Below are 15,267 nucleotides of genomic sequence, written 5' to 3'. Positions count from 1 at the left end.
GTCCAGCGGAAGTCGGCCGAATGTCGGCTCCGTCGTCAATTAGACCGCGCTTGGTCCCACTCGACCCGGAAAGTCCGATCCCGGAGTTTGTTAGTTGTTGCAGCATTCATTGAACAGCGCGTACTCGGATGGCAGCTCTCAGATCCTCTGGAAGGACAGCGAACGCGTCTTTCATCGCGGCTGGCGGCTCGACGATGACGGTAAGCGGCGCGCCGTGCTGCTCGTAGCGCCTGCGGCCGACCACCCGTCCCGTTCGACCCTCGATCGCCTCGCGCACGAATACGAGCTGAAGGACGAACTCGATGGCACGTGGGCAGTGCGGCCATTGGAGCTCGTGCGCGAAGCCAATCGAACCATGCTGGTGCTCGATGACACGGGCAGTGAGCTGCTCGAGATGTTGCTCGGCGCGCCCATGGATATGGCGCGCTTTTTGCGCCTCGGCTGCACGATTGCCTCGGCACTGGGTAACCTTCATCAGCGCGGCCTCGTCCATAAAGACATCAAGCCGGCCCACATCCTGCTCAACGACGCGACCGGCGAGGTGAGGCTGACCGGGTTCGGCATTGCGTCGCGCTTCGCGCGCGAGCGCCAGTCGCCTCACCCTCCCGAGACGATTGCCAGCACGCTGGCCTACATGGCGCCGGAACAGACCGGACGGATGAACCGGTCCATCGATACGCGGAGCGACCTCTACGCGCTCGGCGTCACCTTCTACCAAATGCTCACCGGTGTTTTGCCGTTTGTTGCCGTGGACCCCATCGAATGGGTGCACTGCCATCTCGCCAGGCGGCCGGCGCCGCCGGCCGAGCGGTTGAAAGAAATTCCTGGCGTCGTCTCGGCGATTGTCATGAAGCTGCTCGCGAAGAGGGCCGAAGACCGCTATCAAATTGCGGCTGGCCTCGAGCATGATCTACGCAGCTGCCTGATCGAATGGGAGGCGCAGGGCCGGATCGACGACTTTGCACTGGGCGAACACGACACGCCCGACCGGCTCGTGATTCCCGAGAAACTTTACGGGCGGCAACGCGAGGTCGACACCTTGCTTGCCTCCTTCGATCGCGTCGTCAATGGTGGCGCCCCGGAATTGGTCCTGGTCTCGGGCTATTCCGGCGTGGGCAAATCCTCGGTCGTCAACGAGATCCAGCCCGTGCTGGTACCACCGCGTGGCCTTTTCGCTTCCGGCAAGTTCGATCAGTACAAACGCGACATTCCCTACTCGACGCTGGCACAAGCCTTTCAGAGCCTGATCCGGCCGCTGCTCGGCAAAAGCGAAGCCGACCTTACACCTTGGCGCGATGCATTGCGGGAAGCGCTGGGACCGAACGTAGGACTGATGGTGGATCTCGTTCCTGAGCTGAGGGTCCTCATCGGAGAGCCACCGCCGGTCCCTGAGCTTCCCCCGCAAGACGCGCAACGGCGCTTTCAGTTGGTGTTTCGGCAGTTCATCGGTGTCTTCGCTCGACCGGAACATCCCCTGGCGCTGTTCCTCGATGACTTGCAATGGCTCGACGCGGCAACGCTCGACCTTTTGGAAGACCTGTTGAGCCGGTCCGATCTCCGCAATCTCCTCCTCATCGGCGCCTTCCGCGATAATGAAGTCACCGCAGCGCATCCGCTCATACGCAAGCTGGAGGCGATCCGCGCAACCGGTAGGGTGCAGGACATCAAACTTGCTCCGCTGACAACAGAAGACCTGGGAGAACTTGTCGCGGACACGCTCCGCTGCGACCCTGAGCGGGCCGCCCCACTTGCATGGTTGGTGCACACGAAAACCGACGGCAATCCATTCTTCGTGATCCAATTTCTTCACGTGGTCGCCGACGAGGGGCTGCTGGCCTTCGATCACGAGCAGCGGCGATGGTCTTGGGACATGGGAGGCATCCACGCTAAAAGATACACAGACAACGTCGTGGAGCTTCTGGCCGGGAAGCTGACGCGACTACCGCTCGACACGCAGCACGCGTTGCGGCAGCTTGCGTGCCTCGGCAACGTTGCCGATTTCAATATCCTTTCGATCGTTCTCGGAACGTCCGAGGAAAAGGTGCACGTCGCTCTGACGGACACCCTGCACCAGCAATTGATCGATCGTGGCGCGCGCTCCTACAAGTTCGTTCACGACCGAGTGCAGGAGGCAGCCTACGCGCTGATCCCGGAGGAGGCGCGGGCCGAGGCGCATTTGAAAATTGGCCGGCTTCTCTTGGCAGAGACACCGCCGGAAAAGCGCGATGAGGCGGTCTTCGAGATTGTCAACCAGCTCAACCGCGGCGCGACTCTAATTGCGTCACGCGACGAGCGCGAGCAGCTTGCAGAGTTGAACCTGGCCGCTGGCAAGCGCGCCAAGGTATCGACTGCTTATACCTCGGCGCTCAACTATCTCGTTGCCGGCGCGGCGCTGCTGCCAGAAGACGCGTTGGAGCGCCGACACGAGCTCTCGTTTGCGCTGGAGCTGAACCGCGCCGAATGTGAGTTCCTGAGCGGCGCGCTGGCGGAAGCGGAGCATCGTCTGAAAGCACTGTCGCCATGCGCCGCAACAACGGTCGAACGCGCCAGCATTGCCTGCCTGCTCGCGGAGCTGCACACGACTCTTGGTCAGAGCAGTCAGGCGGTCGCGGTCGGCCTCGACTACCTCCGGCGTCTGGGCATCGAGTGGTCGCGACACCCAACGGAAGAGGAGGTGCGGCGCGAGTATCAGCGGATCTGGTCGCAGCTCGGCAGCCGATCGATCGAGGATCTGGTCGACCTGCCCTTGATGAGCGATGTGGCATCCCTCGCGACACTGGAGGTCCTCACTAGGATCATAAACCCCGCATTCTTTACGGATGCGAATCTATATGCCTTGATCGCTTGCCGGGCAGTCAACCTCAGCCTCGAGCAAGGCAACTGCGAAGGCTCGTGCTTTGCCTATGCCACGCTCGGCGTGGTCGCTGGCGCGCAGTTCCACGATTACCAGGCCGCATTTCGCTTCGGCCGGCTCGGCTGCGATTTGGCCGAACAACGTGGCCTGAAGCGGTTCCAGGCTCGCGCTTTCATGCTTTTCGGGAACATGATTATGCCTTGGACAAGACATGTCCGGGCTGGCCGCGATTTCGTGCGCCGCGCTTTCGAGGTCGCCAGCCTGACCGGCGATCTCACTTACGCTGCCTACTGCGGCAACCAATTGAACACGAACCTTCTCGCGGCGGGCGATCCGCTCCCCGAGGTGCAGCGCGAGGCCGAGCATGGCCTCTCGTTCGCGCGAAAGGTGCAGTTTGGCTTCGTCACTGACATCATCGCTGTACAGCTCGGGCTGGTACGAACGCTTCGCGGGTTTACCCCGACATTTGGTTGCTTCGACGATGGGCAGTTCGACGAGCTTCAGATGGAGAGCCATTTGTCCAGTAACTCGGATTTGGCACTTGCCGAATGCTGGTATTGGTGCCGAAAGGTCCAAGCACGCTTCCTTGCCGGGGACTATAGGGCCGCCCTCGATGCCTCGGAGAGGGCGCAACGGCTGCTGTGGACATCGGCGTCCCTCTTCGAAACCGCAGAATATCAGTTCTACGCTGCGCTATCCCACGCAGCATTTTACTACGCCGCGCTTCCCGAGCAACGGCAGCAGCATGTGGATGCACTAGCCGCTCATCACCAGCAGCTCCGCGTGTGGGAGGCCAATTGCCCGGAGAACTTCGAGAACCGCGCCGCCCTGGTCGGCGCGGAGATCGCCCGGATCGAAGGCCGCGTGCTCGATGCCGAGCAGTTGTATGAACAGGCCATCCGCTCGGCGCGAGACAACGGCTTTGTCCACAACGAGGCGCTCGCCTACGAGCTGGCTGCCCGCTTCTACTTGGCGCGCGGCTTCCAGGAGATCGCGCACCTCTACCTAAAAAACGCGCGGGATGGCTATCTCCGATGGGGCGCCGACGGAAAGGTGCGGCAACTCGATCAGCTCCATCCACGGCTGAGGCAGGACGAGCGCGCGACGGCTCCAGCGGGTACTATCGAAGCGCCGGTCGAACAGCTCGATCTCGCGACCGTGATCAAGGTATCGCAAGCGCTCTCTTGCGAGATAGTTCTCGACAAACTCATCGACAGGCTCTTGCGCGGAGCCCTCGAGCACGCCGGCGCCGAACGAGGTCTACTGATTGTTCCGCGAGGTGATGAGCTGCAGGTACAAGCGGAAGCGGTCGCTAGTGGAGAGAACGTAAAAGTGCACCTGCGGGACCGGTCCTCCAGCACGCCGGCGTTGCCGGAGTCATTGGTTCGCTATGGAACGCGCACCCATGAGACAGTGCTTCTCGATGACGCTTCATCTCAGCATGCATTTTCTGGTGATCCCTATATTGTTCAGAGTGCTGTCCGTTCTATTCTCAGCGTACCGCTGATCAATCAAGGAAAGCTCGCCGCGGTTCTCTACCTTGAGAACAATCTGACGCCGAACGTGTTCACGCCTGATCGCGTCGCTTTATTGAAGGTGCTTGCGTCGCAGGCGGCGATTTCACTCGAAAATGCGCGCCTTTATCACGACGTCGCGGATCGCGAAGGGAAGATCCGGCGCCTGGTCGACGCCAACATCATCGGGATCTTCATTCGCGATCGCAAAGGACGGATTGTTGAAGCCAATGACGCGTTTCTACGTATCGTGGGATATGATCGTGAGGATCTGGTTTTGGGTCGCGTGCGCTGGACCAAGCTGAGTCCTCCGGAATGGAGCGAGCGCGACCAGCTCACGCGGGCACAACTGCTTTCAACAGGGATCGTGCAGCCCTTCGAGAAGGAGTACCTTCGGAAAGACGGAAGCCGTGTTCCCGTGCTTGTTGGCGCCACACTTTTCGAACAAGGCGGCGACGAGGGCGTTGCATTCGTGCTCGATTTAACCGAACGCAAGCGCGCGGAACAGGCGGTCCAGCTACAGGCAACGCTTGATTCGATCCCGGCGATGGCTTGGCGCGCCCGGGCGGACGGCTCCGTCGAGTACATCAACAAACGTTGGCTGGACTACACAGGGGTCTCGCTTGATCAAGTGCTGGGTTGGCAGTGGCTTGCTTTGATCCATCCCGACGACGCTCCGCGCCTGCGGGACGTTTGGCTACAATCGTTGGCATCCGAAAAATCTGGCGAAGTCGAAGCCCGCCTGCGCGGCTCCGATGGATCGTATCGTTGGTTCCTCAATCGTGCGGAGCCTTCGCGCGACAAGGCAGGAGCAGTTGTCGCATGGTACGGCACCAACACGGATATCCAGGGCCTGAAGATGGCCGAAAGTGCCTTGCGACGAAGCGAGGCCGAATTGGCCAACGTCAGGCACGTGCAACAAACTCTTGACTCAATTCCGGTTGCTGCCTGGCGCGCCGGAGCCGACGGCTCCGTCGAGTATCTCAACAAACGGTTGCTCGACTACACGCGGGTCTCGCTTGATCGTTGGCGACGGGATGGGTCGATCCATCCCGAAGACCTTCCGCGCGTGAATGATATCTGGCGGCAACTGCTTGCATCTGAAAAGCCCGGCGAAGTTGCAGCCCGCATGCGCCGCTATGACGGATCGTATCGCTGGTTCCTGCTTCGTGCGGAGCCTTCGCGCGACGACGCAGGAAAGGTTGTTGCGTGGTACGGCACCAATACGGACATCGAGGATCGCACACAAGCGCTGGCGCGGTTGCGGGAGATGGAATCGGATTTCGCCCACATGAACCGCGTGAGCATGATGGGAGAACTGGCAGCCTCGCTCTCTCACGAAATCACACAACCGATCGCCAGCGCGCGCAACAACGCCCGGGCAGCCCAGAATTTTCTGAAAATGCAGCCGCCAGACCTGGGCGAGGTCGGGGAAGCGCTCTCCTGTGTCATTGCGGACGCAGATCGATCCGGAGAAATCATCGATCGTATCCGAGAGCAAATCAAGAAAGCGCCGCCGCGAAAGGAGCGTTTTGACCTCAATGCGGCGATCAGCGAAGTACTCGTATTTGCGCAAAGCGTGACCCAGAGGAATGGCGTCTCGGTCCAGACCCGGCTTGCGGATGGATTGCTTCCGGTTCTGGGGGATCGCATTCAGCTGCAACAGGTCTTGCTGAACCTGATTCTGAACGCGACTGAAGCAATGAGCTCGGTTGAGGAGGGGGGACGAGAGCTGGTGATCAGCACCGAGCAAGACCACGCAGATGCCCTCGTGGCCGTCCGCGATTCCGGGCCCGGCATTGGTCCGGCGCACCTCGATCGAGTCTTCGACGCCTTCTACACCACGAAGTCTAGTGGAACAGGGATGGGGCTGTCGATATGCCGCTCCATCATTGAGGCTCATGGGGGCAAGCTATGGGTGGAAGCGAACGAGCCTCGCGGCGCTGTGTTTCAGTTCACCTTGCCCGATGTCCAAAGACAGCTCACGGCTCCTCTTCAGGCGAGTCAACAGACCTGAGGGCAAACACATCGCGTGAGTGCCCTTTGGGTGACTGTGAGGGCACTGTGTCGATGACGGGCTGTTGGCATAAGGCTCTTATCGGTGGCAAACCCCGTTTTTCGGCCGTAGCTCAAACGGTAGTTTTGGTCTAGGAAGGTCGAAAATGCTTTATCTTTCAATGGGAGTTGACTGACTTCCTCTCCTCCGCTGCACTGTTCTCCTTTGTATTCGATCGTTCAAATCGACAGCAAAAAAACGAGAGGTGCAACAAAGGTCGTTGCGGCTAGTTACGCGACGTTGCCCCGTAGTCACCGCGAAAACCGTAGCTTCCGAGCGTGGGGCCGGAGGACGGATTTCGCGTTCAAGAACATGGCGGGTAAAGCTCAAACCGCCCGACATCTTCTTCCGCATCGAATAACTGGAGCTATCGGGATGGCAAGTGGTGCTGGCGATCCTAGGGGGCACCGATACATTTCTTAACAGTAAGACCGCCAGTTTAGCATCACTTCAAAAATTTGGCGCACCCGACACGATTCGAACGTGTGGCCTTCGCCTTCGGAGGGCGACGCTCTATCCAGCTGAGCTACGGGTGCTTACTGCTTACGCAGTGCTTACGCAGATTTCGCGACTGAGTTAAGCCCAATGCGCTATCCTCGCAAGCCATTGCAGTACAATACTCTTTCTTCCTCACTTTTCGCACCAGAGGACTTGACACCTGCCTTCGGAGGGCAACGCTCTATCCAGCTGAGCTACGGGTGCAGCGAGGCCCCATTTAGCTGATTGGCGCGGGGTCGGCAACCTCCGCTCGACGCCCTTGTCAGCTCCGGCTGGACCGGCGCGCTGCCAGGGCCGGAACCTCCCGAATCCCGCGATCGAGGCGGGCGAATTCGGCCAACATGGCTTCGGCGGAGATGACACGGTTGCGGCCGAGCCGTTTGGCGGCGTAGAGCGCCTGGTCGGCTGCTCCGAGCAATCGGTCCGGGCGGTCGTCGTGTTCGCCGGGGACGTGGCTTGCGACGCCGACGCTGAGCGTGACGTGGTCGCCGGCGCCCTCCGCGCCATGCGTGATCCGCAAGTCCATGACCGCGCAGCGGATCTGCTCGGCGAGGGTGCAGGCGGCCTCGCAATTCATCTCGGGGAGGATCATCGCGAACTCCTCGCCGCCATAGCGCGTCGCAAGGTCCAGCGGGCGCGCAGCGTGGCTGCGGACGACGTTGGCGACCGCGCGCAGGCATTCGTCGCCGGTCTGGTGGCCGTGCAGGTCGTTGAACAGCTTGAAATGGTCGACGTCGACGAACAGCAGCGAGAGCGGCAGCTGCGTCCGCTGCGCGCGCGACCATTCGGTCATCAGCATCTGGTCGAAGGAGCGGCGGTTGGAGAGCCCGGTCAGCCCATCCTTGCTGGCGAGCTCCTTGAGGGCCATCTCGGCGCGCTTCTGGTCGGTCAGGTCGCGCAAGGTCTCGACCACCGCGATCAGATTGCCGGCCTCGTCGTGGATCGGGCCAGCATCGATCGCAAGATAGAGCTGGTTGCCGAGCTTCGGCATCATGCACCAGTTCTCGGCGCCGAAGCCGAGCCCGTTGTGACCGCGCGCGGTGTATTCGGAATAAAGCTCCGGCAGCTGCTCGGGCAGGTCGAGCGCGACGAGATCGGCAAGACAATAGCGCTTCGTCTCGTAGAAGGCCTGCCAGTGCTTGCTCGTGCCCATCACTTCGGAGGCGGCAACCCCGGTCAGGCGCTCGCAGGCTCTGTTCCAGATCACGACGCGGCGCTTGGGGTCGATCACGAAGGTCGGGACCACCAGATGCTGCATCAGCCGCACGGCATAGGAATGCGCGACGTCTAACTGTTTGGGGCGGGCGGGCTTCGCCATCTTCAGGCCACCGCCTGCACTTGCGCGCTGCTCGGCCTGAACAGTTTTCGCACATCGTTCGCGGCCTTCGGCGCGCTGAACAGATAGCCCTGCATCTCCGTGCAGCCGAGGGCGCGCAGCATATCGCGCTGCGCCTCGGTCTCGACGCCTTCGGCGACGGTGGTCATGTTGCTGGCGCCGGCGATGTTGACCACGGCCTGAACGATGACGGGTGCGCCGCTGGTCTCAGCGATGTCGGCGACGAAGCAGCGGTCGATCTTGATCTTGTCGAACGGGAAGCGCTTCAGATAGCTCAGCGACGAATAGCCGGTGCCGAAATCGTCGAGCGCGATGCGCACGCCGATCGAGCGGAGCTGATGCAGGATCGAGAGCGCGGCCTCGTCGTCGCGGATCAGCACGGCCTCGGTGATCTCGAGCTCGAGGCGGCAGGGATCGAGACCGGACGCGGCGAGCGCGCCGGCAATCTTCAGAGCCAGTGTCTCGCACTTGAGCTGCACCGGCGAGACGTTGACCGCAAGCCGCACATGGCGGGGCCAGCTTGCGGCCTCGGCACAGGCCGTGCGCAGCACCCAGTCGCCGAGCTCGTTGATCAGGCCGGTGTCCTCAGCCACGGGAATGAACTCGGCCGGCGAGACCATGCCGCGTTCGGGGTGGCGCCAGCGGAGCAGCGCCTCGCAGCCGGAGACCTCGCCGGAGCGCAGATTGACCAGCGGCTGATAGTGAAGCTCGAAGCCGCCGTCGACCAGGGCCTGACGCAGGTCCTGCTCCATCGCAAGGCGTGCCTTGGCACACGCATCCATCGCCGGCACGAAGAAGCGATAGGTGCGGCGTCCCTCCGCCTTGGCGCCGTACATCGCGAGGTCGGCATTCTTGATCAGCTGGTCGAGATCGATGCCGTCCTGCGGCGCCAGCGCGATGCCGATCGAGGCATCGGTCGAGAGCTGATGGCCGAGACAATGGTAGGGCCGGCGGATCGCCTCGTGGATCCGCGTCACGAACGCGAGCACGTCGGCGGATGTCTCGATCCTGGTCTGGATCACCGCGAACTCGTCGCCGCCGAGCCGCGCGATCAGGTCGCCCGGCTTGAGACAGGCGCGGATGCGGGCCGCGACCGCCTTCAACAGCTCGTCGCCGACATGATGGCCGAGTGAATCGTTGATGCCCTTGAACTCGTCGACGTCGATGTAAAGCAGCGCGAACTGCTGGCCGCTCGCGACCTTCTCGAGCTCGCGCTCGATCTGCTCGCGGAACAGCACGCGGTTCGGCAGGTCGGTCAGCGCGTCGTAATGCGCCATATGCGCGATCTTCTCGTCGGCGCGGCGCCGCTCGGTCACGTCCTCGATGACGTTGATGATGTAGCGCGGCTCGCCGGCCTTGTCGCGAATGCCGATGCGCTTGGAGATGACATGGCGGCGGCCGCCGGTGCGCGTTTCCCAGGCCCGCTCGTCCACGAGCAGCTCGTCGGGCGATCGCAGCAGGCGGTCGTCGTCGCAAGTGACGGTCTTGGCGTCCCGCTCCGGAATAATGTCGAAGGCGGTCTTGCCGACGATCGACGCGCCGGATTCACCGAACACGTCATCGGCAATCCGGTTGACCAGCAGATATTGTCGCGTGCGCGCGTCCTTCACCGTGATCTGCGACGGGATGTGGTCGATGATCTCGCGCAGGAAAGTGTAGTTACGGTCGCGCTCCTGCTCGAGATTGCGTCGCTCGGTGATCTCCTCGATCGTGGCGACCCATCCGCCCTGTGCGAGCGGCGTATCGATGATCTGGAAGGCGCGCCCATCGGGCAGCTCCGTCACTTTTGTCGAGACCTTGCCCTCGGCGACGATCCGCATCACGCCGGCGCAGAATTCGATGACGTCGCCGTCGAATAGCCCCATCTCCTTGCAGTGGTACATTGCGTCTTGGATGTGGCAGCCGGGCTTGATGACGTCCGGGGACAGGCCGAACAGGTCGGTATAGCGCCGGTTGCAGGTGACGATGTGTCCGGTGGCGTCGTAGAGGACCAGGCCCTGCGACATGTTATTCAGCGCAGTGTCGAGCCGCAGTCGTTCCGACTCGATTCGCGCTTGCGCCTCGCGACTCTGGCGACTGATCTGGCGGATGATGAGATAGAGGATGAGTGCAATGATCGTCGCCACCAGCGTGGCCGCGATGATCATGAAACGGGTTTGCTCGCGCCAGTCCGCAAGCGCCGATTCCATCGTATTGGTCGCGATGATGATGATCGGGAAATGCACGAGCGGCGCACCGGCACCCAGCCGCCCCTGACCGTCGATCGGACTCTTCTCGATCCGCACCGTCTGCCGGCCACCCTTGGTCGCAATCTTCTGCAACAACGGTGCGTTGGCGTAACTTTTTCCGATCAGCTCATCGATGTGCGGGTAGCGTGCCAGCATCGCGCCGCGGCGGTCGAACAGCGAGATGGCTGCGCCCTTGCCGAGCGCAACGGAGGAGAAATATTTCTGATAGCTCTCAGGATCGATCCGGCGCAGCATGACGCCGAGGAATTCGCCCTGCGGGCTCGTCAGCCGGCGTGCCACCACCGTGGTCCACCTGCCGATGAGAAGGCTGCGCACGGTTTCCAGCAGCACCGGCTCGGATTGCGGATCGGATTTGAAGGTCTGGAAATAGGCCCGTGAGGAGATGTTGATCTTCGGCAACGGCTCGTGTCGCGACCAGTTGATGATGTTGCCGTCGGTGTCGTAGATCGCGATATCGCCGAGATAGTTCACGGCGCTGATCTTGTTCGTAAGCATGCGATGGGCTTCATCGCTCGACATGCGCTCGCGGAACATCTCGGGCGAGGAGATGTCTGGCAGGTTCATCTGCGCGATCAGATCGGCGGCGACAGTCTCGGCATCCTCGAACTGCTGATCGAAATGGCGAGTCAGCAAGAGCACCGTGTTTTCCAGCTCGCGCTCGTTGTTGACGAGGGCGCGTTCGCGGAAGTCGCCGATCGCCATGGTGGTGACGACGAAAATGCCGGCCACCAGCAGGGCGCCGCTCAGCGTCAGCCACAGCACGGGTCCGCGCCGTATGGCAGCGTTCCAGCCGCCCCTGGCGGCCGCGGATATTCTGCTCGTGATCGTGGACGACATCCGGCGCATTCCCCCTCCCTAGGGGAAGAGGCTTACTATGCACAGATGGCCCAAACCTTAGGAAAGCCGGTTACCCAAGCTTTAATCGGTTACCACAAGGCCATTAGGCCGGTCTGGCAAGCGATGAATCGTGCTGCGTCGTCTCAAGGTTGTGTATTGCACAGATGAAGGGGCGGGCGCCGCATCGTTAATGACGGCTTAACGCGTGAGGCGTCACGTCTTCTTGGCGCCGGCATTGCGCAGACGTCCGACCACGCCGGTCGGAAAGAAGTAGACGCTGGCAATGAAGAGCAGTCCGAGCCACAGCAGCCAGCGATCCGGGTGCAACAGGCCTGGCAGCAGCGGCAGGCCGGCGTCGGCTGCTGCCTTCGAGGCAACGCCCATCAACGATTGCAGATAGTTCTGCGCAAGGATGAAGATCGTCGCGCCGATGATCGCGCCGTAGATCGTGCCCATGCCGCCGATCACGACCATCAGGAGAATATCCAGCATGATCGAGAAGCTCAGCGAGGTGTCGGGGCCGGCGTAGCGTAGCCACAGAGCGTTGAGGATGCCGGCGCTGGCGGCAACCAGCGCAGCCAGGCAATTGGCATAGGTGAGGTGGAATACGGTGCGGTAGCCGAGTGCCTCGGCGCGAAACCGGTTCTCGCGGATCGCCTGGAGCACGCGGCCGAACGGAGAGTTCACGACTCGCAGCAGCGCGAGGATCATCAGGGCCGACGCAACGAAGACGAGATAGAAGGTCAGGGTCCGGCCGTTGAACTCGAAACCTGCAAGGCTCTTTGGGATCAGCACGGTGCCAGGCCGCAGTAGCTCCGGCAGTTGAAAGCTCCGCCCGTCCTCGCCGCCGGTCAGCCAGGAGAGCTGCGAGGCCAACACCTGGAAAGCGGAGGCGACCGCAAGCGTGATCATTGCAAAGAAGATCGCCGCGACCCTAAGCGAGAACAGCCCGATCGCAAGCGCCAGCAGCGCCGCAAGGGGCAGGCCGATGACGATGCCGGTTGCCACCGCACCCCAATTGGGCCCCATCGAATAGAGCGCGATCGCGATCGCGTAGCTACCGATGCCGTAGAACATGGTGTGGGCGAACGACACCGTGCCGGTGTAGCCGAGCAGGAGGTCATAGGAGGCGACCAGCGCAGCGAAGATGCAGATCTTGGCCGCCACGTTCATCGCCTTGGCGCCCGGAAACAAATAGGGCGTTGCCGCCAGCGCCAGGATGATGACGAGGAGAGTGAGGGTGAGAACGCGGCTCCGCGGCGGGTCGCCTGACAGGATCATCATCGGCTGGTCACCGCATAGAGGCCGCGCGGCCGCCACATCAGAACGGCGACCATCAGTAGGATGTTAGAGACGAGTGCGAGTTTCGGCACCAGGAAGCCGCCGTAATTTGCGACCATGGCGACCAGAAGTGCGCCGATGAAGCAGCCGCCGATCGAACCTAACCCGCCAATGATGACGACAATGAAGATCAGCACGGTGAGGTCGTCGCTCATGGAGGCGTGAACCTGCTCGCGATAGAGCGCCCACATCACGCCGCCGAGGCCGGCGAGGGCCGATCCCGTCATGAACACGCCGAGGAACAGGCGGCGGATACGATAGCCGAGCGCCTCCACCATCTCGCGGTTCTCGACGCCGGCGCGGATCAGGAGCCCGAGCTTGCTGCGGTTGAGCACGAGCTGGATCGCGATGAAGACGACGAGGCCGACCAGCATCGCAAGCAGGCGGTATTTCGCGATCGCGACGTCGCCGATGATGAAGGAGCCGCGTAGCGAGGTCGGCAGCGGCAGCGGGATGATCTGCGGGCCCCACACGGCATAAAGCGTCTGCTCGGCGACGATCAGGCCGCCGGTCGTCATCAAAATCTGCTTCAGGTGCTGGCCGTAGACGGGGAGGATCAGCACGCGTTCGACGACGAGGCCGAGCGCGCCGGACACCGCCATCGAGAGCAGCGCGGCCGGCGCAAGCACCGCAAGGTTTAGCCAGAGCGAATCCGCCTGCATCGCGGCCGCGAACGGCAGCAGGATCAGGGTCGCCACATAGGCGCCGACCGCGATGAAGGCGCCGTGGCCGAAATTGAGCACGTCCATCAGGCCGAACACCAGCGTGAGCCCCGAGGCCATGATGAAGATCATCATGCCCATGGCGAGGCTCGCGGCAGTCAGAGTGAGCCAGGAGCTGGTCGAGCCGACGAAGGGAATCACGGCGAGTGCGAGCGCAATCGGCAGCAGGATCGGCGCGATGTCGCGTTTCGGCTTCGGCAGCGGATCGGTTGCGGCAAGGTCGGTCATTGATGTGCCTCTAGGCTCAGGCCGAGCAGCCGCTCCTGGAGCGGCACGTCGGCGGCGAGCGCCGCCATCTCGCCGCGATGGACGATTTTGCCGTTGTCCATGACCAGCACGCTGTCGCCGAGCTCGCGGGCGGCAAAGAAGTTCTGTTCGACCAGGAGAATCGTCGCGCCCTTGCGCTTGATCTCCTTCAGGCACTCGATCAGCGCCATGACGATCGCGGGCGCCAGCCCCTTGGTCGGCTCGTCGATCAGCAAGAGCTTGCGCGGCTCGATGATGGCCCGCGCAATCGAGAGCATCTGCTTCTGCCCGCCGGAGAGACTGCCGGCGCGCGACAGCCAGAAGCGGCGCAGCGCCGGGAAGAAGCCAAAAATCCAATCGAGCTGGGCGTCGTCGAGCGGGCCGTCGCGCGCCGCCAGCACCAGGTTCTCCCTCACCGTGAGGTCGGAGAACACCGCCATGCTCTCCGGTACGTAGCCGACGCCGAGCCGGGCGATGTCGGGCGTGGCGCGGCCCTCGATGCGCGCGCCGGCGAGGCTGATCTCGCCGCTGGAGGCCTGCCACAGGCCCATGATGGTGCGCAGCGTCGTGGTCTTGCCGGCGCCGTTGCGCCCGAGCAGCATGGTGGTCTGCCCCTGAGGGACCACGAGGTCGATGCCCTGGAGGATGTGATAGCGGCCGATATGGGTGTGCACGCCGGACAGTGTCAGTAGGTCGGTCATGCTGCGCCCTCTGCAGCTTTCTTGGGTGCGACGCCGAGATAGGCTTCCTGCACGATGGGGGAAGCGATCACCTCGGCCGGCGGACCATCGGCAACGAGTTGTCCGTTGTGCAGCACGATGATGCGGTCGGCGAGCGAACGCACCACGTCCATCTTGTGCTCGACCAGGAGGATGATCTTGCTGCTGTCCTGCTTGAGCTGTGCGATGAGATTGAGAACGACGGGCACCTCGTCGATGCTCATGCCTGCGGTCGGCTCGTCGAACATGAACACTTTCGGCTCCAGCGCGATCATCAGCGCGACCTCGAGCTTGCGCTGGTCGCCGTGCGACAGTGCGGTCGCGGCGACGCCGCGGCGGCCGCCGAGCGCGACCTGATCGAGGATGCCGTCCGCGCGCGTGATCAGGTCACGCCGCACCATCCAGGGCCGCAGCATCTCGTAATGCGTGCCGTTCGCCGCCTGCACGGCGAGGCGGACATTCTCTTCCACCGTCAGGTTCGGAAACAGGTTTGTGAGCTGGAACGCGCGGCCGAGGCCGGCGCGGGTGCGCAGCGGCGCGGAATGCTCGGTGATGTCGGTACCGTCGAACAAAATGCTGCCGCTCGTCGCGCGCAACTGGCCCGAGATCAGGTTGAAATAGGTGGTCTTGCCGGCGCCGTTCGGTCCGACGATGGCGGTGAGCTCGCCCGGGCGGAAGCTACAGGTGACGTTGTTGACCGCGACATGGCCGCCGAAGCGGATGGTGAGGTCGCGGGTTTCAAGGGTCAGCGTCATTGGCAGTCTGGCGAATGATGAGATGAGGATCTAACCGCGGATCATACTGCGCACCCTCCCCCGCTTGCGGGGGAGGCATAGGCGGCCTGCGGCCGCCGTTCTAGAAAAGGACGCCGATGCGGAGCGTCGGCTACGGGAGA

General features: G+C 62.6%; 7 protein-coding genes and 2 tRNA genes. 1 reads left to right on the top strand and 8 read right to left on the bottom strand.

Annotation, left to right across the window (positions count from 1 at the left end; genetic code table 11):
* Nucleotides 1-94 precede the first annotated feature (94 nt).
* Nucleotides 95-6,385, top strand: a complete 6,291-nt coding sequence (locus SO180_RS04410; RefSeq protein WP_449377599.1) for an AAA family ATPase — start codon at nucleotides 95-97, stop codon at nucleotides 6,383-6,385.
* A 498-nt stretch (nucleotides 6,386-6,883) separates the two neighbouring features.
* Here SO180_RS04410 and SO180_RS04405 read toward each other — a convergent pair.
* From SO180_RS04405 to SO180_RS04370, 8 genes are all read right to left on the bottom strand, one after another.
* Nucleotides 6,884-6,960: transfer RNA gene (locus SO180_RS04405), tRNA-Arg, on the bottom strand.
* A 102-nt stretch (nucleotides 6,961-7,062) separates the two neighbouring features.
* Nucleotides 7,063-7,126 (bottom strand) — tRNA-Arg (locus SO180_RS04400).
* 58 nt (nucleotides 7,127-7,184) lie between these two features.
* Nucleotides 7,185-8,240, bottom strand: coding sequence for a sensor domain-containing diguanylate cyclase (locus tag SO180_RS04395; protein ID WP_449377598.1), 1,056 nt, complete (start codon nucleotides 8,238-8,240; stop codon nucleotides 7,185-7,187).
* Between the two features lie 2 nt (nucleotides 8,241-8,242).
* The gene (locus SO180_RS04390; RefSeq protein WP_449377597.1) at nucleotides 8,243-11,353 is read right to left on the bottom strand and encodes a bifunctional diguanylate cyclase/phosphodiesterase; all 3,111 of its coding nucleotides are present in this window, start codon (nucleotides 11,351-11,353) and stop codon (nucleotides 8,243-8,245) included.
* A 204-nt stretch (nucleotides 11,354-11,557) separates the two neighbouring features.
* Nucleotides 11,558-12,628, bottom strand: coding sequence for a branched-chain amino acid ABC transporter permease (locus tag SO180_RS04385; protein ID WP_449377596.1), 1,071 nt, complete (start codon nucleotides 12,626-12,628; stop codon nucleotides 11,558-11,560).
* Nucleotides 12,625-13,635 (bottom strand): branched-chain amino acid ABC transporter permease, encoded by a 1,011-nt coding sequence (locus SO180_RS04380; protein WP_449377595.1) that lies wholly within the window; start codon nucleotides 13,633-13,635, stop codon nucleotides 12,625-12,627. The genes SO180_RS04385 and SO180_RS04380 overlap by 4 nt, the downstream gene beginning before the upstream one ends.
* On the bottom strand, nucleotides 13,632-14,354 hold the full coding sequence (locus SO180_RS04375) for an ABC transporter ATP-binding protein (protein ID WP_449377594.1): 723 nt from the start codon (nucleotides 14,352-14,354) through the stop codon (nucleotides 13,632-13,634). The genes SO180_RS04380 and SO180_RS04375 overlap by 4 nt, the downstream gene beginning before the upstream one ends.
* Entirely contained in the window at nucleotides 14,351-15,127 is a 777-nt protein-coding gene (locus SO180_RS04370; RefSeq protein ID WP_449377593.1) for an ABC transporter ATP-binding protein, read from the bottom strand. The genes SO180_RS04375 and SO180_RS04370 overlap by 4 nt, the downstream gene beginning before the upstream one ends.
* Nucleotides 15,128-15,267: the final 140 nt, after the last annotated feature.

It is taken from the genome of Bradyrhizobium sp. UFLA05-112, assembly GCF_053572325.1.
The sequence above is the reverse complement of the archived record's forward strand: the minus strand, read 5'-3'. Positions and strand labels throughout refer to the sequence as shown.

What these genes read in the sequence shown, in the direction of transcription:
- SO180_RS04395 (WP_449377598.1), bottom strand. Translation starts at nt 8,240, where the DNA reads ATGGCGAAGCCCGCCCGCCCCAAACAGTTAGACGTCGCGCATTCCTAT.
- SO180_RS04390 (WP_449377597.1), bottom strand. Translation starts at nt 11,353, where the DNA reads ATGCGCCGGATGTCGTCCACGATCACGAGCAGAATATCCGCGGCCGCC.
- SO180_RS04385 (WP_449377596.1), bottom strand. Translation starts at nt 12,628, where the DNA reads ATGATGATCCTGTCAGGCGACCCGCCGCGGAGCCGCGTTCTCACCCTC.
- SO180_RS04380 (WP_449377595.1), bottom strand. Translation starts at nt 13,635, where the DNA reads ATGACCGACCTTGCCGCAACCGATCCGCTGCCGAAGCCGAAACGCGAC.
- SO180_RS04375 (WP_449377594.1), bottom strand. Translation starts at nt 14,354, where the DNA reads ATGACCGACCTACTGACACTGTCCGGCGTGCACACCCATATCGGCCGC.
- SO180_RS04370 (WP_449377593.1), bottom strand. Translation starts at nt 15,127, where the DNA reads ATGACGCTGACCCTTGAAACCCGCGACCTCACCATCCGCTTCGGCGGC.